23 protein-coding genes are annotated in these 22913 nt (G+C 39.0%); 11 read left to right on the top strand and 12 right to left on the bottom strand.

Going from position 1 to position 22913, the window contains the following annotated elements; genetic code table 11:
* Window positions 1-135: 135 nt before the first annotated feature.
* The 6 genes from I5435_RS18850 to I5435_RS18875 all read right to left on the bottom strand — a co-directional run bounded on the left by I5435_RS18850 (window position 136) and on the right by I5435_RS18875 (window position 6664).
* Entirely contained in the window at window positions 136-2322 is a 2187-nt protein-coding gene (locus I5435_RS18850; RefSeq protein WP_025220502.1) for a YhgE/Pip domain-containing protein, read from the bottom strand.
* Between the two features lie 102 nt (window positions 2323-2424).
* On the bottom strand, window positions 2425-2994 hold the full coding sequence (locus tag I5435_RS18855) for a TetR/AcrR family transcriptional regulator (protein WP_024363870.1): 570 nt from the start codon (window positions 2992-2994) through the stop codon (window positions 2425-2427).
* Between the two features lie 123 nt (window positions 2995-3117).
* Window positions 3118-3627: a FixH family protein gene (locus I5435_RS18860; protein ID WP_337982771.1), complete on the bottom strand. Its 510-nt coding sequence runs from the start codon at window positions 3625-3627 to the stop codon at window positions 3118-3120.
* 3 nt (window positions 3628-3630) lie between these two features.
* Window positions 3631-5019, bottom strand: a complete 1389-nt coding sequence (locus I5435_RS18865) for a sensor histidine kinase (protein WP_024363868.1) — start codon at window positions 5017-5019, stop codon at window positions 3631-3633.
* A complete protein-coding gene (locus I5435_RS18870; RefSeq protein ID WP_024363867.1) occupies window positions 5016-5699 on the bottom strand; it encodes a response regulator transcription factor in 684 nt (227 codons plus the stop codon). Before I5435_RS18870 ends, I5435_RS18865 begins: the two co-directional genes overlap by 4 nt.
* Complete coding sequence (locus I5435_RS18875) at window positions 5696-6664, bottom strand: YncE family protein (RefSeq protein ID WP_337982772.1); 969 nt, start codon at window positions 6662-6664, stop codon at window positions 5696-5698. Before I5435_RS18875 ends, I5435_RS18870 begins: the two co-directional genes overlap by 4 nt.
* A gap of 183 nt (window positions 6665-6847) precedes the next feature.
* On the opposite strand from I5435_RS18875, the gene I5435_RS18880 reads away from it, so the two are divergent.
* Window positions 6848-7933, top strand: coding sequence for a glycosyltransferase (locus tag I5435_RS18880; RefSeq protein WP_024363865.1), 1086 nt, complete (start codon window positions 6848-6850; stop codon window positions 7931-7933).
* A gap of 201 nt (window positions 7934-8134) precedes the next feature.
* Window positions 8135-10225, top strand: coding sequence for a collagen-like domain-containing protein (locus I5435_RS18885; protein ID WP_337982773.1), 2091 nt, complete (start codon window positions 8135-8137; stop codon window positions 10223-10225).
* A 308-nt stretch (window positions 10226-10533) separates the two neighbouring features.
* On the opposite strand, the gene hemY is transcribed toward I5435_RS18885, so the two are convergent.
* From hemY to hemE, 3 genes are all read right to left on the bottom strand, one after another.
* Complete coding sequence (gene hemY, locus I5435_RS18890) at window positions 10534-11958, bottom strand: protoporphyrinogen oxidase (protein WP_258843138.1); 1425 nt, start codon at window positions 11956-11958, stop codon at window positions 10534-10536.
* Window positions 11959-11972: 14 nt separating this feature from the next.
* Window positions 11973-12893, bottom strand: a complete 921-nt coding sequence (hemH, locus tag I5435_RS18895; RefSeq protein ID WP_024362284.1) for a ferrochelatase — start codon at window positions 12891-12893, stop codon at window positions 11973-11975.
* 127 nt (window positions 12894-13020) lie between these two features.
* Entirely contained in the window at window positions 13021-14073 is a 1053-nt protein-coding gene (hemE, locus tag I5435_RS18900; RefSeq protein ID WP_337982774.1) for a uroporphyrinogen decarboxylase, read from the bottom strand.
* A gap of 233 nt (window positions 14074-14306) precedes the next feature.
* On the opposite strand from hemE, the gene I5435_RS18905 reads away from it, so the two are divergent.
* Complete coding sequence (locus I5435_RS18905) at window positions 14307-14825, top strand: antibiotic biosynthesis monooxygenase family protein (RefSeq protein WP_108031271.1); 519 nt, start codon at window positions 14307-14309, stop codon at window positions 14823-14825.
* Window positions 14826-14847: 22 nt separating this feature from the next.
* A complete protein-coding gene (locus I5435_RS18910; RefSeq protein WP_337982775.1) occupies window positions 14848-16008 on the top strand; it encodes an amidohydrolase in 1161 nt (386 codons plus the stop codon).
* 73 nt (window positions 16009-16081) lie between these two features.
* Here I5435_RS18910 and I5435_RS18915 read toward each other — a convergent pair whose 3' ends face one another.
* Window positions 16082-17266 (bottom strand): ABC transporter permease, encoded by a 1185-nt coding sequence (locus I5435_RS18915; RefSeq protein WP_024362288.1) that lies wholly within the window; start codon window positions 17264-17266, stop codon window positions 16082-16084.
* A complete protein-coding gene (locus tag I5435_RS18920; protein ID WP_229387674.1) occupies window positions 17250-17999 on the bottom strand; it encodes an ABC transporter ATP-binding protein in 750 nt (249 codons plus the stop codon). The genes I5435_RS18915 and I5435_RS18920 overlap by 17 nt, the downstream gene beginning before the upstream one ends.
* A 104-nt stretch (window positions 18000-18103) precedes the next feature.
* On the opposite strand from I5435_RS18920, the gene I5435_RS18925 reads away from it, so the two are divergent.
* The 6 genes from I5435_RS18925 (at window position 18104) to I5435_RS18950 (ending at window position 21476) form a co-directional block, all read left to right on the top strand.
* The gene (locus I5435_RS18925) at window positions 18104-18517 is read left to right on the top strand and encodes an HIT family protein (RefSeq protein WP_025220510.1); all 414 of its coding nucleotides are present in this window, start codon (window positions 18104-18106) and stop codon (window positions 18515-18517) included.
* Window positions 18518-18696: 179 nt separating this feature from the next.
* Complete coding sequence (locus I5435_RS18930) at window positions 18697-19233, top strand: tryptophan transporter (RefSeq protein ID WP_024362291.1); 537 nt, start codon at window positions 18697-18699, stop codon at window positions 19231-19233.
* A 207-nt stretch (window positions 19234-19440) separates the two neighbouring features.
* Window positions 19441-19836: a YtxH domain-containing protein gene (locus tag I5435_RS18935; protein WP_024362292.1), complete on the top strand. Its 396-nt coding sequence runs from the start codon at window positions 19441-19443 to the stop codon at window positions 19834-19836.
* A gap of 156 nt (window positions 19837-19992) precedes the next feature.
* Entirely contained in the window at window positions 19993-20553 is a 561-nt protein-coding gene (locus tag I5435_RS18940; protein ID WP_337982776.1) for an HTH-type transcriptional regulator Hpr, read from the top strand.
* A gap of 121 nt (window positions 20554-20674) precedes the next feature.
* Complete coding sequence (locus I5435_RS18945) at window positions 20675-21220, top strand: DUF3267 domain-containing protein (RefSeq protein ID WP_024362294.1); 546 nt, start codon at window positions 20675-20677, stop codon at window positions 21218-21220.
* Window positions 21221-21290: 70 nt separating this feature from the next.
* Window positions 21291-21476, top strand: a complete 186-nt coding sequence (locus I5435_RS18950) for a hypothetical protein (RefSeq protein ID WP_010857338.1) — start codon at window positions 21291-21293, stop codon at window positions 21474-21476.
* Window positions 21477-21657: 181 nt separating this feature from the next.
* On the opposite strand, the gene I5435_RS18955 is transcribed toward I5435_RS18950, so the two are convergent.
* A complete protein-coding gene (locus I5435_RS18955) occupies window positions 21658-21765 on the bottom strand; it encodes a YjcZ family sporulation protein (RefSeq protein ID WP_080647610.1) in 108 nt (35 codons plus the stop codon).
* A 143-nt stretch (window positions 21766-21908) separates the two neighbouring features.
* Here I5435_RS18955 and I5435_RS18960 point away from each other — a divergent pair, with 143 nt between their 5' ends.
* The gene (locus I5435_RS18960) at window positions 21909-22865 is read left to right on the top strand and encodes a peptidylprolyl isomerase (RefSeq protein ID WP_025220512.1); all 957 of its coding nucleotides are present in this window, start codon (window positions 21909-21911) and stop codon (window positions 22863-22865) included.
* The last annotated feature ends 48 nt before the right edge of the window (window positions 22866-22913 follow it).

Below are 22913 nucleotides of genomic sequence, written 5' to 3' on the forward strand. Positions count from 1 at the left end.
ACTTACACAAAACAGCAGCTGATACGCTCATATCAGCTGCTGTTTTACATTTAAAATGAAATTGTTTGAGTGACTGGCACTAAAAAACAGGCACTAAAAAACACCCACCAAGTAAATGATGGGTGCAAAGTGTTTTTAATCTTCCGCTACTTTTGAGTAACGTTTTGTGTGTAATAACATGAAATAACCAAAAGTAATGACTAAGAACACAATTAGGTAGCCAAATAACATACCATAGTTTTGCCATAAATACGTCATATCGCCTGTTGAGATGCTTGCTTTAAATGCTTGAACAGTATATGTCATTGGCAATAATTTATTGAATACTTGCAATGGTGACGGAATCAGTTCAAGTGGGAATGTACCCGCGCTTGTTGTAAGTTGTAAAATCAGTACAACAATGGCAATGAAACGACCTGGATCACCGAAAATAGAAACTAACATTTGAATTAAAGCTAGGAACACATAACTTGTTAGTAACGCCGTTAGTACAAAGTAACCTAAATTTTGTACTTCAAGACCTAAGCCCCATTTTACAATGGCTACTGTTAATAATGTTTGCACTAAACCTACGAATGCAAGGACTGTCACTTTACTTGTAAACCATGATGCGCCATTTTTCGGACGAATTGCAGGTTCTACAAGTGGGAATACGATTGAAATTAGCAGTGCTCCAACAAATAATCCAAGTGAAATAAAGTAAGGTGCGAAACCTGTACCATAGTTTGGAACATGGTTGATTGATTCTTTTTCTACTTCAACCGGACTACCGACCATATCATATGTGTCATTATTTGCATGTACTTCGTTTGCTTTTTCACTAGCTTCCCCTAATTTGCTAGATAGTGTCGCTGTACCATCGGCAAGTTCAGTTGACCCATCAGCAAGTGTTGCAGAGCCTTCTGCTAACTCGCCAGATTTTGAAGCAAGTGTTGAAGTACCTTTATTCAATGTTGTTGTACCACTCGCTAAGTCATTTAATCCTGAAGCTAATGTTTGTGAACCAGCAACAGCTGTGTTTACACCTGCATGTAATTCACCTAGTTTACTAGCAAGAGTGGCGTTACCAGCTTGAAGGCTTTGTGCACCTTGAACTAGTTCATTGCTTTTTGCTGCTAATGCATTTGCACCAGCTAAAACATCTTTTTGACCTGCAGCAATTTGTGATGCACCACCGCTAACTTGGTTAGCACCAGCTTGTAATTTTTCAGTACCTGCTGCTAATGCATTTAAACCATTGTGCACATTGGTACTACCAGCTTGTAGCTCAGCTAACGTTTGCTTTAAAGCAGCGGCTTGCTCTGCTGGCATTGCATCAATTGTACTTTTTAACTGTGCTGTTAGAGCCGCAATACCCGCTTCTACTTGTGCAGAACCATTAGATAACTGATTTGCTGAACTGTTTAGCTTACCAGCATTTTCAGCAACAGATGTTGCACCAGCAATAATTTGCTGTTGTTTTTCAGTTATTGTTGTAAGGCCTGCTTCTACTTTCGCTACACCTTGTGTGTATTGAGATAGACCTTGTTGAAGACTTGTTGCACCTGCAGCTGCCTGCTGTGCACCTTGCTGTAACTGCACTGTACCATTTTCTAATTTCACAAGACCAGTTGATAAGTCGTTAGCACCATTAGCTGCTTGCGCTGCACCTTTGGTAATTTTATCTGTACCATCAGAAAGTTCAATTGTGCTAGAAGCTAACTGTTCTAAATATCCTTTTAAATCTTTCGCTCCATTTGCTACTTTTTTAGCGCCTTCGTCTAACTTAACAGAACCATCAGCTGCTTCTGTAAAGCCATCTCCTAATGTGGCAATAGAATCAAATAATTTCTCTGCATATGTAGCAGAAACTTGCGTATTTACTTCCGCACGAATGCGATCCATTGCTGTTTCGCCAATTTGTGCTCCTAAGAAGTTCAAGCCTTCATTCGGAATATAATTCATGACTAATTTAGAAGGTTTGTCATCAAGTAAAGTCGTAGCATGCTCTGAGAAATTTGTTGGGATTTCTAAAATCATGTAATAGTCTCGACCATTTAATCCTTTTTCCGCCTCTTCTTTTGACACTTCTATAAAGTCAAATTGCTTACTATCGACGAGTTTATCGACTAAGGTATCTCCTAAGTCTAACTTCACTCCATCCATTTCTGCACCCTTATCATCATTAACAATCGCTACCGGTAAATTAGACATGCCTGCATATGGATCCCAAAACGCCCATAAAAACATGCCTGCATACATGACCGGAATAAATAGAACAGCGATTATTGAAACAAGCATTTTTCTTGTTTTAAGGATTTTCAGCCATTCAGCTTTAATCATATTTTTTCTCACTCCTATACTAATTGACCGAAAACGTCATTTGGTCATTTTACTGCAAAAAAATCGCAAACTTCATCATGTGTAAAATTTGTAGATTTTTTCTTAAAGAACGAGCCCTCGAAAGATTGTCTCCTTAAAAAGATTTAGTATCTTCTCTTCTGGAATCATGTCGCCATGTAGCTCATGCCAATCTACTACGAACGCTAAATACGCTTTTAATAACAGGTAGCTTACTAACTCCGCATCACAATCTCGAATTTCACCTTTATCAATTCGTCGTTGAATTAATGTTGCCATATAAGATAATATTTCAGACTCAATGCGAATTAGAACTTGTTTGACCGCTGGCGTACGTAATTCTTTTTCTTCTTCTATTAACTTCGCAAATAAAAGATGCTTCTCACGGAACTGTAGCATTTTCATCAAAGCATGATGCGCATTATCCATAAAGCTTGCTGATACATCCAACACTGCATCCGCTTCCGCCTTCATCTCACGTACAAGTGACATCGCAATCTCTTGAAATAAAATTTCTTTATTTGCAAAGAATGTATAAATCGTTCCTTTACCGACATTCGCAATTTTCGCCACTTGTTCCATCGTCGTTGCCTTGTAGCCAAACAACGTAAATGATTTTGCAGCTGCTTCAATAATTTCCTGCCTACGATCCATTTGTGACATCCTTTCCTGTTAAGTTATGTACACCTTTTGTACACTGAAATTAAATAATGACCAGAAAACCATTTCGGTCATCTGGTCATTATAATATTCCTATTTTAAAAATAATGCAAGCTTTTAATGATGATTTTTTTCATTTTCTTGTTGCTCTGTGTCCTCTGATGAATCTGTATCCTGATTTGGCATGCTCATATTGGCTTTTTCATCTTCTTGAATTACTTTTGTCATATCAGGTGTACCAGCAGTAATTTGCTGTTTCGGCATATTATGAATGCCATTAGCTGTAGTATGAGCAAACATATAATATACGCCGTCATGATCGAATGTTGTCTGAGCTTTATAGACGCCATCTTTCTCTAATTTACCTTCTAACATTTGACCTTCATCGCGTTTACCTGATTCCCACACTTCGAATTCTACGATTGCATCATCAATATTTTCTTTACCTTGGGTAACGTGAGCAGCTAGCTCTATCGGAGCATTTATTGCTACTTCTTTTGACGTTAAAATTTCTACTTCCAACATTTGAGGCTCCTCTAATGTGGAAGTTGTAGCTGGTTCTTTCTTTTCCCCACACCCAACTAATAATGCGGGTACAGCTAACAATGTCAAAATCCATTTCTTCATGTTCTATTCCTCCATTAACGGCATCGTAATCTTTACTTTTGTACCTTTATCTAATTCACTTTCAATTTCAATTTTACCATGTAACTGCTTTAATAATTGTTCCACTATAGATAGACCTAAGCCACTGCCACCATCTGCACGACTACGCGCTTTATTAACACGATAGAAACGCTCTGTCACATGCGATAAATCTTCCAGCGGTATACCAATGCCATCATCCTTTATCGTAATAAGTGCATTTCCATTATTTTCAACTGCCACAATGTCCACTTTTGACTGTTCATAAGAGTAATTAATAGCATTTTCGATAATGTTAATAAATATTTGCTTAAGCTTCACTTCATCCGCTTTGACAATTAGTTCATCATCTACATTAAGATGCAACGTAATATTCTTTTTTTGAGCTTGATGCATTAAAATTTTTCGTACTTCTCGTAATGTTTCTGCAAGTGGAATCGGATAAAGGGCAATATCCTTCTGTTCGTTTTCCATCCGAGCAAGTTGAAGAAGCTCATTTGTTAAACGTTCCATACGATTTGCTTCTCGCACGATCAACTGAATAGTCTCTTGTTTTTGCTCTTCTGCAATAATACCATTTTGCATTGCTTCACTATACCCTTTTACATAGCTAATAGGTGTTCGTAATTCATGAGAAACAGTTGCTAAAAATGTTTTTTGTACTTCATCTTCACGTTGTATAGCCTCCGCCATACCGTTAAAAGTGCTGGATAGTTTACCTATTTCATCACTAGATTTAACCGGCACTCGTGTTTCATAATGACCATACGACATTTGCTCCACCGCTATTTGTAAGTTATTTAATGGACGCATAATACGTTGAATACCTTTATATACAAAGAAGCTCATCACAATCAAAAAGACAAATGCGCTCAAAAATAAGAAAATGACTTCTTGACTTGCTAACTCACTGATTTTTGCTAATGGGAAGTAAATATAAATAATGCCCTCTAACCTGTTTTGATCTACTAAAGGCAGTACAACTGAAATAAGTTGTCGATCGAACCGAGGCTCATAGCCAATCTTTTGCACATAATTACCTTCTAGCAATTGTTCTCGTTCTTCTGCACCTATCAATGTTTCATAATCAATATCAAACGGAACACATGCACTAAGCTCACGTGGATTTCTAACAGCAAAAATATTTAAATTAGAATAATTATTATAATGTTCAATATCAGCAATAAATTCATCTGTCACTTTGCCACTCGTATACATTGTTTGTAACTTTGTACCGACCTCGATCATCATGCTTTCTGTATCTTCCACATAAAGCTGTTCATATAAAAAATCAGTCAGTACGTACATAAAAACAACTGTAATAATCAAAAATGCAAATATTAGTAGCCAAATACGTGTGGAAATCTTTTTCATTCGCCAGGGTCAAAGCGGTAGCCTACTCCCCAAACGGTTTGAATATACCCTGCCGCTTCCTTTCCAAGCTTCAAGCGTAATGTTTTTATATGGGTATCAACCGTTCTTGTTCCCCCTAAATAATCTATATCCCAAATACGCTCTAACAATTGTTCACGTGAATAGGCATTGCCTGGATTTTTCATAAATAAATGTAATAATTCAAATTCCTTTAAAGTTAACGGGATTACTTTCCCTTCAACTGAAACTTTCCGAGAAATCTCATCTAATTTAATGGACCCAAAGACAACAATTTTTTGCTGCAAATCGGTTATATTGGAACCGCTTCTTCTTAATACAGCATGCATTCGTGCCACTAGTTCATCATTTGTAAACGGCTTTACGATATAATCATCTCCACCGAGTGTCAGCCCCTTTACTTTATCCTCATTCGCATCTCGTGCCGTTAAGAAAATTACAGGAACATTCGACATCGCACGAATACTTTGACAAACTGTAAAACCATCTTCATGTGGCATCATTACATCTAATAGAACTAAGTCGATTTTTTCCCGCACAATAATATCGTACGCCTCCGTTCCATTTGCAGCTGTAAAGGTCTCGAACTTGGAATTATTGAGCATCATCTCGATTAAATTACGCATATCTTGCTCATCATCAACAATTAATACTGTTGTCACTTTTCTTCCTCCCTTACTAACAGTTGAAATGCACCTTTACCAACATCAACTGTTTTTTGTACCTGACCGTCTTTTATAAAATATAATGTGTGGTCGTCATAGCCAGCTACAACAATATTATTCTTAAACTGATTTACAACAAATGGGTTGGCCCCTACCTCTTTATGCCATTTCACTGTACCATTAAAATCAACGACATATAATTCATTATGACCATGGCTGACCACTAACACATTATCTTTCGTCTTTGTTAAACCTACTGGCATTAAAGGCATTTCTATTTCACCATGAACAGCACCTGTTGTAAGATCATAACGTTTCACCGAACTATTCGGTTTGCTTCCTTCACCGTGTCCACCAATCCATAACTCATTTGTCTCTTCAATAATGACAATACCATGTGACGATTTTTCTATTGGCCACTGTTGTTCTATCGTTAAATCTTTAATGGATAACACTGATAGTTTCGTGTCTTTATAGTTCACCACATAAAGCTTATCTTTATACGTTGCCATCGACATCGGATAATTGCCAAGCCGCTGTGAAGCAAGTTCATTTCCTTCCACATCAAAGCTTGTCACTGTATTCATCTTACTATTCGTAACAAAAAATTGTTTGAACTTCGGCGCATAATACACATTGGTCGTGCCAATATCTACTTTTTTTGAATAGAGCTTTTTACCTGTTGAAAGTGCAAAAACATCTATTTCATCTAATTGATGACCATATAGTAAAATTTGGTCCTTATCGAGGAGTATTGCGCCTGTATACGCTTTGTCAAATGTCCAAGATGCAAAAACTCCACCCTGATCATCAATAAAATCAAGCGATGGTTCTTGAATATTGAGAGACGCTATAAAATGCTGATTACGTTCAATTGGCTCAAAAGATTTCTCTGTACACCCTGCTAACCAAATAATTTGTATAAAAGAAAAAATGAAGAATGCCCATTTTTTCAAAATCATCACCTCTGCCCTCTAACTATACTTCACATTTGTGAAATCTGCGTGAAACTTGAAAGGTAAATTTATGACACATTCCCAGCCGATAACAGCGCGTCTTTACTATCAATAGCAAAAGACTTAAGCATCGCAAAAATGCCTATTAACACATATACTACAAAGATTATCGTAAGGAGGAATCACATTATGGTAACCATTAGTTTATGTATGATTGTGAAAAATGAAGAAGATGTTATTGCCAGATGTCTTGAATCAGTAAAAGATTTAGTGGATGAAATAAATATAGTTGATACTGGCTCCAGCGACAATACAAAGAAAATTGTAAAACAGTTTACTGATCGTATTTTTGAATTTGAGTGGGTGCATCATTTTGCCCAAGCGCGAAATTTTTCATTCCAACAAGCTACACAGGACTATATTCTTTGGTTAGACGCTGATGATGTGTTATTGGCGGAAGATCAGGAGAAATTTAAAGCCTTAAAGGAATCTTTAGCCCCTGAAATTGATGCTGTCTCGATGAATTATTATTTAAGCTTTGATGCTGAAGGAAAAGTGAACTCTCTTTTAAGAAGATATCGATTAGTTAAAAGAGATAAGCAATTTCAATGGATTGGTGCAGTTCATGAATATTTAGAGGTTAGTGGACATCTTTACGAAAGTGATGTCGCTATTAGCCACTTACCACTTCATCATGACCACCAGCGGAATATTACCATTTATAGAAAACTCCTTCAATCAGGTGAAGCATTAACTCCACGTGACACATTTTATTATGCCAATGAATTACTAGATCATAATGAAATTGAGGATGCAATCTTTTACTATGAACTTTTTTTAACATCAAAACGTGGTTGGGTAGAAGATAATATTCAATCCTGTTTTAAACTAGCAGATTGTTACTCGACTTTAAATGATAAAGAAAATAATGTAAGTTCTATTTTAAGAAGCTTTGAATATGACATCCCACGTCCAGAGGCATGCTGTAGGCTTGGCCATCATTTTATGGAGCAAGGGAAAAATCAGGAGGCAATCTTTTGGTATGAACAAGCATTGACAATAAAAACAAAACCAAACGCTCCATTTCTAAATACAACTTTTACCACGTGGTTACCTCATATACAACTTTGCGTCCTCTATGACCGTTTACAACAATACGAATTAGCCAATACCCATAATGAATTGGCACGAGGCTACTTACCGAACGATGAAAAAATCTTACACAACAAAACTTACTTTGAGCAATTGTTAAAAAAGATGAATGACAACGCTTAGATTACTATTAAACTTTATGAAAATCAGGAAATGCAATTCTTATAAGAAAGTCTTCTTTCTCTCCTAAGGTGCTTCCCCTATAAGATCATAGTGATTAGCTAGTACACAATTTATAATGCTTATATGAATAAGCAAAGTAGTTAACCGTCCACTTCCTCTATCATTTTTATGAATAGGATATTTGAGAGAGGAGGTGAATAAATGAATTTCCACGATTTTATTTTAAATAACATTTGCAAGAGATGTAATAGTTATCCATGCCGTTGCATTAATAGACCAGAGCAAAACTGTTCTATTTGGCCTGTTAAACCTACTGGTACAACAGGGACGACTGGACCAACCGGACCTACGGGCGCTACTGGGGCTACTGGCGCTACTGGGGCTACTGGCGCTACGGGCATCACTGGTGCTACGGGCGATATTGGGCCAACTGGCGCGACGGGCGCGATGGGCATCACGGGCGCTACAGGCGATATCGGGCCGACCGGACCTACGGGCGCGACGGGCATCACTGGCGCTACAGGCGATATTGGGCCAATCGGACCTACGGGTGCGACGGGCATCACGGGCGCTACAGGCGATATTGGGCCAATCGGACCTACGGGTGCGACGGGCATCACGGGCGCTATCGGACCAACAGGACCTACGGGCGCGACTGGCGATATTGGGCCAATCGGACCTACGGGTGCGACGGGCATCACGGGCGCTACAGGCGATATTGGGCCAATCGGACCTACGGGCGCGATGGGCATCACGGGCGCGACTGGCGATATTGGGCCGACCGGATCTACTGGTGCGACGGGCATCACTGGCGCGACTGGCGATATTGGGCCGACCGGATCTACTGGTGCGACGGGCATCACGGGCGCGACTGGCGATATTGGGCCAATCGGACCTACTGGTGCGACGGGCATCACGGGCGCTACCGGACCTACTGGGGCCACTGGCATCACGGGCGCTATCGGACCAACAGGACCTACGGGCGCGACGGGCATCACGGGCGCTACAGGCGATATTGGGCCAATCGGACCTACTGGTGCGACGGGCATCACGGGCGCGACTGGCGATATTGGGCCAATCGGACCTACGGGCGCGATGGGCATCACTGGCGCGACTGGCGATATTGGGCCGACCGGATCTACTGGTGCGACGGGCATCACGGGCGCGACGGGCGATATTGGGCCGACCGGATCTACTGGTGCGACGGGCATCACTGGTGCTACAGGCGATATTGGGCCGACCGGACCTACGGGTGCGACGGGCATCACGGGCACTACAGGCGATATCGGGCCGACCGGACCTACGGGCGCTACGGGCATCACGGGCGCTACAGGCGATATTGGGCCAATCGGACCTACGGGCGTGACGGGCATCACTGGTGCTACAGGCGACATCGGGCCAATCGGACCTACGGGCGTGACGGGCATCACTGGTGCTACAGGCGACATCGGGCCAATCGGACCTACGGGCGCAACGGGCATCACTGGCGCTACAGGCGATATTGGGCCAATCGGACCTACTGGTGCGACGGGCATCACTGGCGCTACCGGACATACTGGGGCCACTGGCATCACTGGCGCTATCGGACCAACAGGACCTACGGGCGCGACGGGCATCACTGGGGCTCGTGGACCGACGGGACCTACTGGTGAAGAAGGAGACCGTGGAGCTACCGGTCCTACTGGTGCGACGGGTATCACTGGCGCTACCGGCGCTATTGGACCAACAGGACCTACTGGTGCAACCGGCGCGACAGGTGCTATCGGACCGATGGGACCTACTGGTGCAACAGGGCCAACAGGACCTACTGGGCCAGCTTTTACAGAAGGCTTCTCTGCATTTTTAAATACTCTAGCGGTTAGTAACTCTACTACTTTAACTAACTGGAGTGTAGCTTCACCTTATTTCACAACACCAGCATTTAACCCAACAACTGGTATATTCACAGTCCCAACAACTGGAAGATATTGCTTTGAAGCAACTATCAACTACTCAACAGTAGCTGCCATCAGTCTTGGCATTGGTGCAGGTGTTAACCCCTCATTTACAATTCGTAGAAATACTACAACTAATTTAATAAACGGTTTATTCCCAGTATTAAATTTAGCTGTTACCCTATTAACTATTAGAGCAGTTCTCGGTAATGGTACTGTAACATTAGCAGGAGAAGTCAATTTGAATGCAGGCGATTTGATTGATTTATTTTATGATGCAAATGGCTTAAGCATTGCATTGACCTTAGGGGGCGCTAACTCCGGTGGTATTGTTTGGTCATGCCACAGAATTTCTTAATCGCTAGACATAGTCTATTCTATGTTCAACAACTCCTATTACTTTTAAGAAAGATGGAAATCTACTAATCCATTGTGCTCCCATCCTGATTAACATTGCAGTTTCTTTTCAATAAACACTAATTATTTGGCGCCTTAAAATTGCCATGCTAATTTTAAAGCGCCCTTTCTTTATTTCAACATTTAAGTAATCCAACACTGTGAAGAACAAAAAAGTGCTTTCAATGATTGCTACTATCATTACTTAAACAAATACTTAAAAAAATCCTATCAAAAAAAGTAGTACAAATGTAAATTTGCACTACTCTTTTACTGTTTAAACATATCACTTAAAACTTCATTTGCCACTTTACAGCCTTGCTCTACACACTCTGGAATTGAAATCCCCTCAAAAGAGCTACCTGCAAGTTTTACTGTTGGAAAGTGTTGATAAAGTTCTTCCTTTACACGAGCAATTTTCGCTTCATGTCCAACAGTATATTGTGGCATAGCGTTTTTCCAACGAGAGACAACGGTTGTCACGGGTTCACCGTCTAGCCCTATTGTATTCTTTAAGTCTTGTAATACTGTCTTTTCAATCTCTGAATCAGATAAGGCAACTATTGTTTCATCACCGACACGACCAATATAACTACGTAATAATACATAGCCTTCAGGGGTAGTATTCGGCCATTTTCGATTAATCCACGTACAAGATGTTATTGAAAAATCACTATTTCTAGAGACAAAAAACGAAAGTGCATCTAAGTCTCCAAGTTGCTCTTTTTTAAATGCCATCGTCACTGTAGCAATAGTTGCGGCTTTCATCGTATTTAACTCAGTCAAGAGCTGATGCTTACTAAACATTTTTTGTGCCACATTAAATGGCGTTGCGATAATAATTGCATCTGCTGTTATATGTGAAAAATTATTTAGTACGACTTGCACAGCACCATCTTTACCATGATCAATTTGTTCTACTTTCGCACCTTTCATGACTGTCCCTGGAAGTAGAGATTCTTCTAACTTTTCGATAAGTGTCTCAAGCCCATTTTCAAAGGTTTGAAAAATTCCCTTATCCTTCGTTATCTGATTGTAACTTAGAAAATTTGTCCCTGATTTCTTCATCCCGAAAAGTAAACTACGATATTTTTGCTCCAATTCGTAAAGCTGTGGAAAAATAGAGCGCATACTTAGCTGTTCAATATCCCCTGCAAATGTTCCTGCAAGTAAAGGTTCCACTAGGTTTTCTACAACCTCTGCGCCAAATCTTCTTCGAAAAAACTCCCCTAATGGCTGGTCGTCATCCCGTGCAGAACGCGGGAGAATAAAATCTCCCGCTGCACGAATTTTCCCACTAAGTGAAAACAAACCAGATGTAATGAATGACGAGATATGTGGCGTTGCTCCTGACATCAGACTGCTCGGAATAGGGTACAATTTACTTCCTACAGCTACATAAGTCGGTCCTGAATCTCCGGTAATCATCTCATGTTCAATACTAAGCTCTTTTGCCAGTGCTTGTACATGATTTTCACGATCGAAAAAGGATTCTGGTCCACGCTCGATAATAAAGCCGTCTTTTCTAAGCGTTTGGATTTTTCCGCCAAGACGTAATGACGACTCGACAAGTACGATATCTACCGGCAATTCTTTTGTACGCGCTTGTTTTTGCATATAGAACGCAGCTGTAAGGCCTGTAATACCACCGCCAACAACAACTACCTTTCGTCTTTTTTGAGTCACCAACATCATCACTTTCTTTTCGCTTAGCTTAATTTTTTATGAATGGCATCTACCATCGCATCAATAAATAATGGATGTGTATTTGGCATTGCAGGACGATAATAGTTAGCACCTAACTCATCGCAAACCACTTTACATTCATAATCGTTATCATAAAGTACCTCTAAATGTTCTGTTACAAATCCTACTGGTGTGTAAACAAATGAACGGTACCCCTTTTGCTCATAAAGATCACGTGTTAAATCTTGCACATCTGGACCAAACCATGGCTCTGGTGTTTGTCCTGCTGATTGCCAGCCGACTTCTACATTTTTCACACCCGTCGCTTCTTGAATTAGGCGAGCTGTTTCAATTAATTGGTCTTCGTAAGGATCGCCTAGTTCTTTAATTTTTACTGGAAGTGAATGCGCTGATACGATTAAGCAAGCCTTCTCGCGTTCTTCAGCAGACATAGCATCAAATGTTTCGTTCACTTTCCCCTTCCAATATTCAATAAACTTAGGCTCATCATACCAAGACTCAACAGACGTAATTGTTAGGCGGTCACCTGCTGTTTCCGCTGCGCGGCCATTGTATGATTTAATAGAGAATGTTGAAAAATGTGGTGCTAAGACGATTGATACGGCTTCTTTAATGCCCGCAGCGACCATTTCCTCCACTGCATCCTCAATAAACGGATGAATATGCTTTAAACCAATAAATAACTTGTATTCTACTTCATCTTGCACTTCATTTAAACGTGCACACAAAGCTTCAGCCTGTGCTTCTGTTGCAGCAGCCAGTGGTGATAAACCACCAATTGCCTCATAGCGACTGCGTAAATCTTCTAAATGCTCGTCAGACGGTTTACGTCCATGACGAATATGTGTGTAGTACGGTTCAATATCTTCTTCTTTATAGGGTGTACCATATGCCATCACTAATAAACCTTTAACTTTTTTCATAGTCCTTTTCACCTCTAAATAATAGTTAAACTATATTTTTTGTCTGATTTCTATACGCTAGCACCAACTACACCATAATAAAGTGTAATTGTGTGATTTAAAATGTGCTCTTTTTCACTATTGATATTTATGAACGTGCTTGAATTTGTTGGGCACTATATTCATGAATAAGTGTTGTTAAACGTTTTAATACGGCTGGATCAACCTCTGGGAATACTCCATGGCCTAAATTAAAGATATGACCTGGCACCTCTAAGCCTTGATCGATAATATCTTTTGTACGTTTTTCAATTACTGACCAATCAGCAAGTAATAATGAAGGATCTAAGTTTCCTTGTACTGGTTTTGTTATACCTTTTGCACGCGCTTCTTTAATCGGTAAGCGCCAATCTAAGCCTACTACGTCGATTGGTAAATCATTCCACTCTTTTACTAAATGGCTTGCACCTACACCGAATTGAATAAGTGGTACATTTTCTTTTTTTAACTCGCCGAAAATACGTGTCATAACTGGTTTAATAAAGACATGATAATCTTCAACACTTAAAGCACCTACCCATGAGTCAAATACTTGAATCGCTTTAGCACCTGCTTCTACTTGTGCAGAAACGTCCGCAATAATCATATCTGCTAATTTATCCATTAACGCAAACCATGCTTGTGGTTCTGAAACCATAAATGATTTTGTTTTATTATAGTTTTTAGAAGGTCCACCTTCAATCATATAGCTCGCTAATGTAAATGGCGCTCCTGCAAATCCAATTAATGGTACATTAAGCTGTTCTTCTGTTAGTAATTTTATTGTCTCTAATACGAAAGGTGTATGTTCCTTTGCATTGAACTCACCTAATTTTTCTACATCTGCTACTGAGCGAATTGGATTAGAAATAACTGGGCCTACACCCGCTTTAATTTTTACATCTATCCCGATACCTGGTAGTGGCGTTACGATATCTTTATATAAAATTGCAGCGTCCACATTGTAGTTTTCTACCGGTAAACGTGTTACATACGCACAAAGCTCAGGTTGATGTGTAATTTCCTCTAATGAATATTTTTCTTTAATTGCACGATATTCTGGCTGAGAACGACCTGCCTGTCGCATATACCAGACTGGTGTATGTTCAGTCCTTTCTCCTCGTGCAGCACGTAGAAGTGTATCATTAAAAAGTGTTGTCATTGATTATTTCCTTCCCCTCGATGAAATTCAAATCTTAAAAAATCACTTGTTTATTCCATTATTATTGATATCCGTTTTCAATAGTAAACGCTTCCTCTGCTATTGTATAGTTTTCCTCATGAAATGTCATAAAATTGTTCTTTCTACGCGCCTTCTTTTTTGACAAAGCGTTCGACTTGCACTTAAATGGAGTTAATCACGCAATTTTAGCTATTCATAAGGAGGGCAAAATAATGTATATTTATTTAACTTCTGGCACAGGAGAATTTATGGAACAGGTGAAAAATAAGTACCCTGATGAGCATATGATTTTATTGCATGGAGAAGGAAATTCTGTGCTTATACATGAAACGGAAGGAAAATCTGTTTTTGCAACCCCACGTAAATTCGAAGTATTGGATTCTGTAAACGAATTAGAAGAACGCGGCTTCTTTGTCTTCAACAATATTCCCGTTACTGATGAAGGTCGTCCTGTATTTGAACATCGTTTTTTAAATCGCGCACGGGCAATTGAGGACGAGCCTGGTTTTGTGGCGTTCCGACTACTACGTCCATTGAATGGTGACACGTATATTGTCATGACACAATGGAATGGACCACACTCATTTGAAGCATGGAAAAGCTCACAAGCCTATAAAACAGCTCATGCCCAACGTGAAGAGCCGACTGGCGTGCGACAACAAAATATTTTTTCTGCCGCTTCCTATGTTTCAACATATAGCGTTGCCCCTCAAGAAGAAGAAGAGGCTTAATTTTTAAAAGGAGCACTTATTTATGAATCAACAATTACTTGAAAAAATTGATGCTCATTTTGAAGAAATGGTGGCGATTCGCCGCCATCTACATATGCATCCAGAGCTAAGCTTCCAAGAACAAGAAACAGCCAATTATATTATTCAATATTATCAAAAGCTTGGTGTCCCTGTTGAACCAAATGTTAGCGGCTACGGACTTATCGCGCGCATTAAAGGGAACAAACCTGGTAAAAGAATTGCCTTACGTGCAGATTTTGATGCACTTCCTATCCAAGATGAAAAGGACGTCCCTTACAAATCGACAGTAGCTGGTGTTATGCATGCTTGTGGTCATGATGGGCATACCGCTACATTATTAATCATAGGAAAACTTTTATGGGAAATGCGCGATGACTTAGCAGGAGAATATGTGCTGATTCATCAACATGCTGAAGAAGCCGATCCAGGTGGTGCTATCGGTATGGTACAAGCAGGTGCACTGAACGGGGTTGATGCTATATTTGGAACACACCTATCATCCAATCATCCAACAGGTATGATTGGCTACCGGGTTGGTCCATTAATGGCGGCAGTTGATAGTTTTGAACTGAAAATTCAAGGTAAAGGTGGCCATGGCGCACACCCTCATCAAACAAAAGACGCTATTGTGATTGGCTCCCAACTTGTTATGAACTTGCAACAACTTGTGGCACGCCGTGTAGCGCCAACTGAGTCAGCAGTTCTTACAGTTGGCTCATTCGTTGCTTCGAATGCTGATAACATTATTGCAGATACAGCCTATTTAAATGGAACAATCCGTACTTTTGACAAAGAGGTACGTGAAACGATGGAACGTGAATTTAAACGGGTTGTACATGGCACTGAAATTGCTCAAGATTGCACGATAGAACTTGATTACCGTCGAGGCTATCCAGCAATTGTCAATCATGAAAAAGAAACATATTTTGTTCGAGATATCGCGCAAGATATTTGCGATGTTGTTGAAATACCAGCTACAATGGGCGGTGAAGATTTCGCTTACTACTTAGAGGAAAAGCCAGGGACATTTTTCTTCACAGGAGCGGCTCCAACTGAATATGCACCACATCATCATCCAAAATTTGATATTGATGAAAAAGGTATGCTTGTCGCAGCAAAAGTTATGTTAAACGCTGCGCTCGAATATCAATATGTAAAATAAACAAAAAGCTCATTTTACCTACGAAAAATAGGAAAATGAGCTTTTTAACATTGCCACAAACAAACATCCTTTTTTAAGACTTAGACATCTTGGCAGTCAATTCACTTATTACAAAGATAATGATTGGTGTCACATAAAACATCGGCTGTGTCACGCCACAAAGACCAACAATGACAGCTTGGGCAATCATAGTCAGGCGCACTAGTTGCTGAACGGCAACTTTACGTGCATTTTCTGGCAATGGATACAGCATGTCCATACGGAATTCTCCGCTAGCTATTAAAGCTTGCTTTAGCTGAACCGTCGTCGCAAAGCTAAGTGCACCCGCCACAATCCATGTTACCACTGGGATATTGACAAAGGCTGCAATTACGGCTGAGATAACCGTTAAGCGAAGCCATAAATAAAAATGATCGTCTGTACGAATAAACGTACGGAACACTAAATACTTTTGAGCATTGCCCTTTTGGTAGGGAATAAAATTGTAAAACCAGTCAAGCCACGCTCTCCGTCGAATACTTCCATGCAGATGGGGTACATCTGTGAAATAATTTGCAAAACGGTAGAAACTCATCATGCGATTTTGTTCTAGTTTTACAAAATGTTCATATGGTACAGGCTCATTCGCACATTTTTTACGAAACACCCATACATAGACATATCCGATGACCGCCACAAGGAGTGCTAAAAGAAGCTGCATTTGAAGCCCCATATAGACGGTTACACCACATACGATAGCGCGTACTAATCGATCGACCCATATGTAGTGACCACGTTCACTATAACGATAACTAAATTCTCCCTGCACACTTACAAATTTCAAGGCGATGACAATGAAAAATATTGACCAAATATTAAAGGTTGTTAATTCTGTGACAGCTTTTATTAACGGAATACTAATGATATAAACAATTGCCACAATCCAAACTTGTGACCAAAATGTCCACGCTAGCGCCTTTTTAAAATACTGTGACATTTTTGATTCTAATGGCAATAAATATACTTGGTCAGGCTCGCGCAATAATGTTGTTGGGCGGCTAAATGCTAATAGTATACCGATTATTAAAGCAATGAGCCCTTCCGCCGGAAAATCTGTTTCAACGATTTTCAACCATTCACTATATTGATAGCCCCCAGCGCCAACAAGAAATACAAGTACAATCGCTATATGTCCAGTGAAAATAAACTGCATATATTTTTGTACTTCACTGATATAGTGCATGAAGCGCGAGGACCATACATCACGCATGTTCTTCATGGTCCCGCTCCTTCGTCATAGCAATATAGAGGTCATCTAACGTTGCATGAGGCATTGCAAATGCTTTACGTAAATCAGCCATCGTTCCTTGCGCTCGCACTCTTCCTTCATGCAATAAGATAATGCGGTCACAATGTTTTTCGGCCGTCGATAAAATGTGCGTGGACATTAAAATCGATGCCCCCTCTTTTTTCTTTGTATCCATTTGATTTAGCAATGATTGAATACCAAGCGGGTCGAGCCCAACAAACGGCTCATCTATAATATAGAGGCTTGGATTAACTAAAAACGCACACATAATCATTACTTTTTGTCGCATCCCTTTAGAGAAATGCGATGGAAACCAGTTTAAACGCTTTTCCATTCGAAATTCTTTTAACAATAGTTCAGAACGGGCCGCGAGTGTAGCCTCATCTAAACCATAGGCCATCGCGGTTAATGCCAAATGTTCACGCAATGTTAACTCATCATATAAAACTGGTGTTTCAGGAATATATGAAAATGCTGTTCGATACTTGTCCGTGTTTTCTTTTAACGTTACGCCATTTAGACGAATGTCGCCTTCCTTTGGGAGCATTGTACCTATGATATGTTTAATGGTCGTACTTTTACCTGCACCATTTAAACCTATTAGCCCGACAAGTTCTCCTTTACCTATTGTAAATGACAAATCTCTAATCACAGGCTTTTTCGTATAACCACCTGTCACATGTTGCACTTCTAATACCGACATACCCTCACTCCTCTTCTAGTTATTATTTTATCAAAAATTAGCAAATGATTCAGTTATGAGTATGATAGAATAAACTTACATATTAAATAAGGGGGATTTTACGAATGAGCGATTGCCTATTTTGCAAAATCATTGATGGAACAATTCCAAGCACAAAAGTATATGAAGATGAACATGTCTATGCATTCACGGACATTGCACCTGTTGCAAAAGGTCATACTTTATTAATACCTAAACAGCACTGCCAAGACCTATTTGAAATGCCTGAAGATGTAGCGCGTAATTTATATGCGGTCGCACCTAAGCTAGCCAATGCCATTAAAGCAGCATTTAACCCAATTGGCATGAATACTATTAATAACAATGGTGCAGCAGCTGGACAAACTGTTTTCCACTACCACTTACATTTTATTCCGCGTTATGACGAAAAAGAAGGCTTAGGCTTAATTTGGCAAACACAAAAATATACGCCAGAGCAATTGACAGAAGTAGCCGACAACATTAAAGCGAATCTTTAGTGCATTCTTTGGTGCCAGGCACGCAAACAATTTGCATACATGAATGCTGGTTACAATTGGACATGGAACGCTATTGTCAAACGAACAATTTTAGCGTACAATCACTAATAAGTTTCGCTAACGGTCAAGAGGACACGTTAGGAAACAACTAGATTAGCATAGTTGAGGAGAGATTAGAAATGAATACAAAAAATTTAGTGTTAATGGCACTCTTAGTTGGTGTCGGTGCTGCCCTTTATGTGGTCACACCAGGTATGGTTAATGGCATGAAACCTGACTTCATGTTAACAATGATGTTTATCGGTATTTTATTGTTCCCTACAATAAAAGAAACGTTTTTACTTTCCTTGTCAACAGGGGTACTATCCGGTTTGTTTACAACTTTCCCAGCAGGCTTTATCCCAAATATTATTGATAAAGCAGTTACTGGATTTGCGTTTTTAGCAATACTGGTCGTGCTGAAAAAAGTCGTGAGTCATTTTGCTGTATCAGCTATTTTAGTTGGGTTAGGTACCATTTTATCAGGTACAGTCTTTTTATCCGTTGCCCTCTTTGTGTTTAACGCAAACGTTGGCGCAACATTCACAATGTTATTTGTTGGTGTTGTCATACCAGCTGTTGCATTTAACGTTGTAGCCTTTGTGATTATCTATCCAATCGTTGCAAAATTAGTGAAACGCTCTAAATTCAACACGGCAATTTCACAAGCTCTATAACAGCAGCAGATAGTTCTTGTTGCTACACTTTTTAAACGAACAATGAAGACAGGTCCGAACGTAAGACGTTTTAAGGCTAAATATAAGGGAAGAAGCTAAACTGTGAAGCAAAATCACTCGTTTAGCTTCTTTTTTCTTTTTGATTCTATAGATTTCATGGTTTAATAGAGGGAAAGATAACAAATATAGAAATGAGGGTACTTAATTATGAAAGCAAGACCATTTTTACTTGGATTAACAACAGGCATTATTGGTGGGGCAATTGCGGTCCTTTTTTCAACACCTCAATCAGGCCAACAATTACGCACTACTTTATTGTCCAACACAGATAGTGCAAAAGAAAAGCTTCAAGATGTAAAATATCAAGTTAACAACGTGAAACAATCCGTTAGCACATTAACAAATGAAGCGAAAAATAATATACCACAAATAATAAATGATCTAAAACAGTCGATTACTACTTTCTCACAAGAAATCGAACCGACAAAGAATAATTTACAACAAGAAATAGAAGCATTACAGAATTCAATTAACGAAATCGAGAAAAACATTGCACAATTTACTGACAAAAAGAAAAAACCACAAGAAAAAGTACAGGCATAAAGTTTCATAAACCGAAATAAAATCACGTTTTTTTACCAAAAATAATCATCAAAATATTATTTTTTAACCACTTTTCAATTTTTTAATTTTTCTAACTTTAAACTTTTTTTCTTTATTGCTATAATAATTTTAAAACGTTAAAGAAAGCAGCAGGTGATGGCTTTGTCAGAGGAATTATACACGCAAAAAGAAGCGATGCTTTACAGTCAAAGAATTGCACAGTTATCAAAGGCCTTATGGAAAGCAGTTGAAAAAGATTGGCAACAGTGGATTAAACCTTATGATCTAAACATTAACGAGTACCATATACTGTGGATTTCCTATCATTTAAAAGGGGCTTCCATTTCAGATGTAGCAAAATTTGGCGTAATGCACGTTTCAACCGCTTTTAACTTCTCTAAAAAACTAGAAGAACGTGGATTACTAAAGTTTTCGAAACGTGATGATGACAAACGTAATACTTATGTAGAGCTCACTGAAACAGGGACAGACCTTATTATTGAAATGAATAGCAATTATCATAACACATATCATTCTGTACTTGAGGGCTCGTTAGCGTTAAAAGACTTATATGGTCGCTTCCCGGAATTTTTAGATGTGATGGCTGTTATTCGTAATATTTATGGTGAAGACTTTATCGATATTTTTGAACGCTCATTTCAACACTTCCGTGATTCCTTTGACACGTTAGAAGAACGTTCAACTGTAAAAGGATAAATGTATGTTAAAAAGGAGGCGTTTCAGAAACATTTCTGAAATACCTCCTTTCTCTTGCATTCTGTTAGAAATCAATTTACATTAAATAGGACCCTTCCCTATTATGGAGTTGATATTAAACATGCATTGCTGGAAAATTTTAAACCTCGAACATCATTATGGCACCACACGTATCATCATGATGGCTGTAATCGTCTTTCTATCTGTCTTTTCAGTGTCCTATGTGACATTTAATTTATTCAATGATGAGTACTATACTGACCATTTATTCTGGCTATTCGTGGTTGCTGTACTTGCTCTTTACCCTATCCATAAATATATTCACTTTCTCGCATTATTTGACTTACGCCAGCATCTCAAATTACGGATCCGTACCCAATTTTATGTTATTCCTGTACTACACATGCGTATTCGAGAGCCCTTATCAAAAACTAGATATATTTTTGCATTGCTTGCACCCTTTATTGTGTTAAATACAAGTATCGTTATCGGTACATGGCTATTACCTGCCTATACACATTACGGAACATTACTTTTAGCGTATCATTGCAGTTTATGTTTAATTGATATTCTTTACGTGAAATATTTATTAAATTCACCTAAAGATGCCCAAATCGAAGAAACACCGAAGGGCTATGAAATTTTAGTACCACCTACGATTCATTGATTTGCTTGTACTTGTGTTTTATTGAAGTTTTTTGATATGCTAATAATACTGAAAGAGGGGAGGAATAGACTTGCTATTAATGATTGTAGTTCTATTCTCGGTATTCTATTTATTTCAAATTAACCGCATGACATACGCATTGTGCATGCGACGTGAAATTCCCGAAGAAAACCAACCAAAGATATTCCGAACTATCAATATACTTATTACAATTTTACTTGTATCATTTTATGTTGAAATTTTATTTGCAGTCTAATGAAGCCGCATCCGCGCCCGTCCGCACGCGGGTCTTTATTTTTAAAACATTGAAACAGCTATTGGCTTTAAGTGACGCCAAAATTCTTTTGGCCTCGACCCAAGCGTGCGGTGCGAATGCCTAGATATTGCTAAGAAAAGCTAAGGAAAAACATATCCTTAGCTTTTCGGCTTTTTATTAATTAGTATAGGAACGCTGCACCAACAATAATTAATAAAATAAATAACACAACTAATAAAGCAAAGCCTGAGCCGTAGCCACCGCCACCACCGTATCCTCCGTTGCTCATAACTTCACCCCCTTTCTTTTCTATATCCTATGCGCTTTGAAATTTGAAATTTAGGCTATACTCAAGGGGGAACCATTTTGTTTTTAAAACGTTTATGTTATAGTAAAAAATGGACGAAACGAAAGTAAGGAGAGAATATCCATATGAAAAAGACTGTATTATCTTTAACATTAGCAGCCTCAATTTTAGCTCTTGGTGCTTGTAGTGGAGCTGATAAAGCGTTAGTTACATCTAAAGTAGGCGATATTTCAGTATCTGATTTTAACGACAAAGCAAAGACTTTAACAGGCTCTTATGTATTACAACAGATGGTGACAGAAAAAGTATTAGCCGACAAATATGAAGTGACTGATAAAGAAATTAAAGAACAATACGACGCAACGAAATCACAATTTGGTGATAGCTTTGCACAAGCGCTTGCTGAGAACGGCTTAACGGAACAAGGCTTTAAAGATTCTTTACGTGTACAACTGCTTCAAGAAAAAGCTTTAAAAGACAAAGCAATTAAAGAAGAAGACGTAAAAAAATATTATGAACAAATGAAAACAGAATTAAATGGTCGTCATATTCTTGTAGCAGATGAAAAAACTGCGAAAGAAGCTATTGAGAAAATTAAAGGTGGGGCATCTTTTGCTGATGTTGCAAAAGAATACTCAACTGATACTGGTTCTGCAGCAAAAGGCGGCGAGCTAGGTTGGTTTACTGTTGGCTCTATGGTAGATGAGTTCAACGACGCTGCTTATGCACTTCCATTAAATACATTAAGTGAACCAGTTAAATCAAGCTACGGCTATCACGTAATTGAAATTACGGAAAAGCGCGATGTAAAAGGTGTTGGCTCATTTAAAGACGAAGAAGATAAAATTCGTACAACAATGATTAACAAATTAACACAATCTGGTGAAGCTCAAACATTGCTAAAAGACATTGTTGCAAAAATGGCAAAAGATGCAGACTTTAAAACTTCTGATAAAGAATTAAAAGATGCATTACAATCATTTACAACAACATCTGAAGAACAAGCAAAAGCGGCTGAAGAAGCAGCTAAAAAAGCTGAAGAAAAAAGCAAAGACGAATCTACAGATAAAGAATCTAAATAATCGTGGCTTGTCGATAGAAAAAAGGGTTACGCTGATAAAGCGTAACCC

This window comes from Lysinibacillus sp. C5.1 (assembly GCF_016350185.1).
GTDB lineage: Bacteria > Bacillota > Bacilli > Bacillales_A > Planococcaceae > Lysinibacillus > Lysinibacillus sphaericus.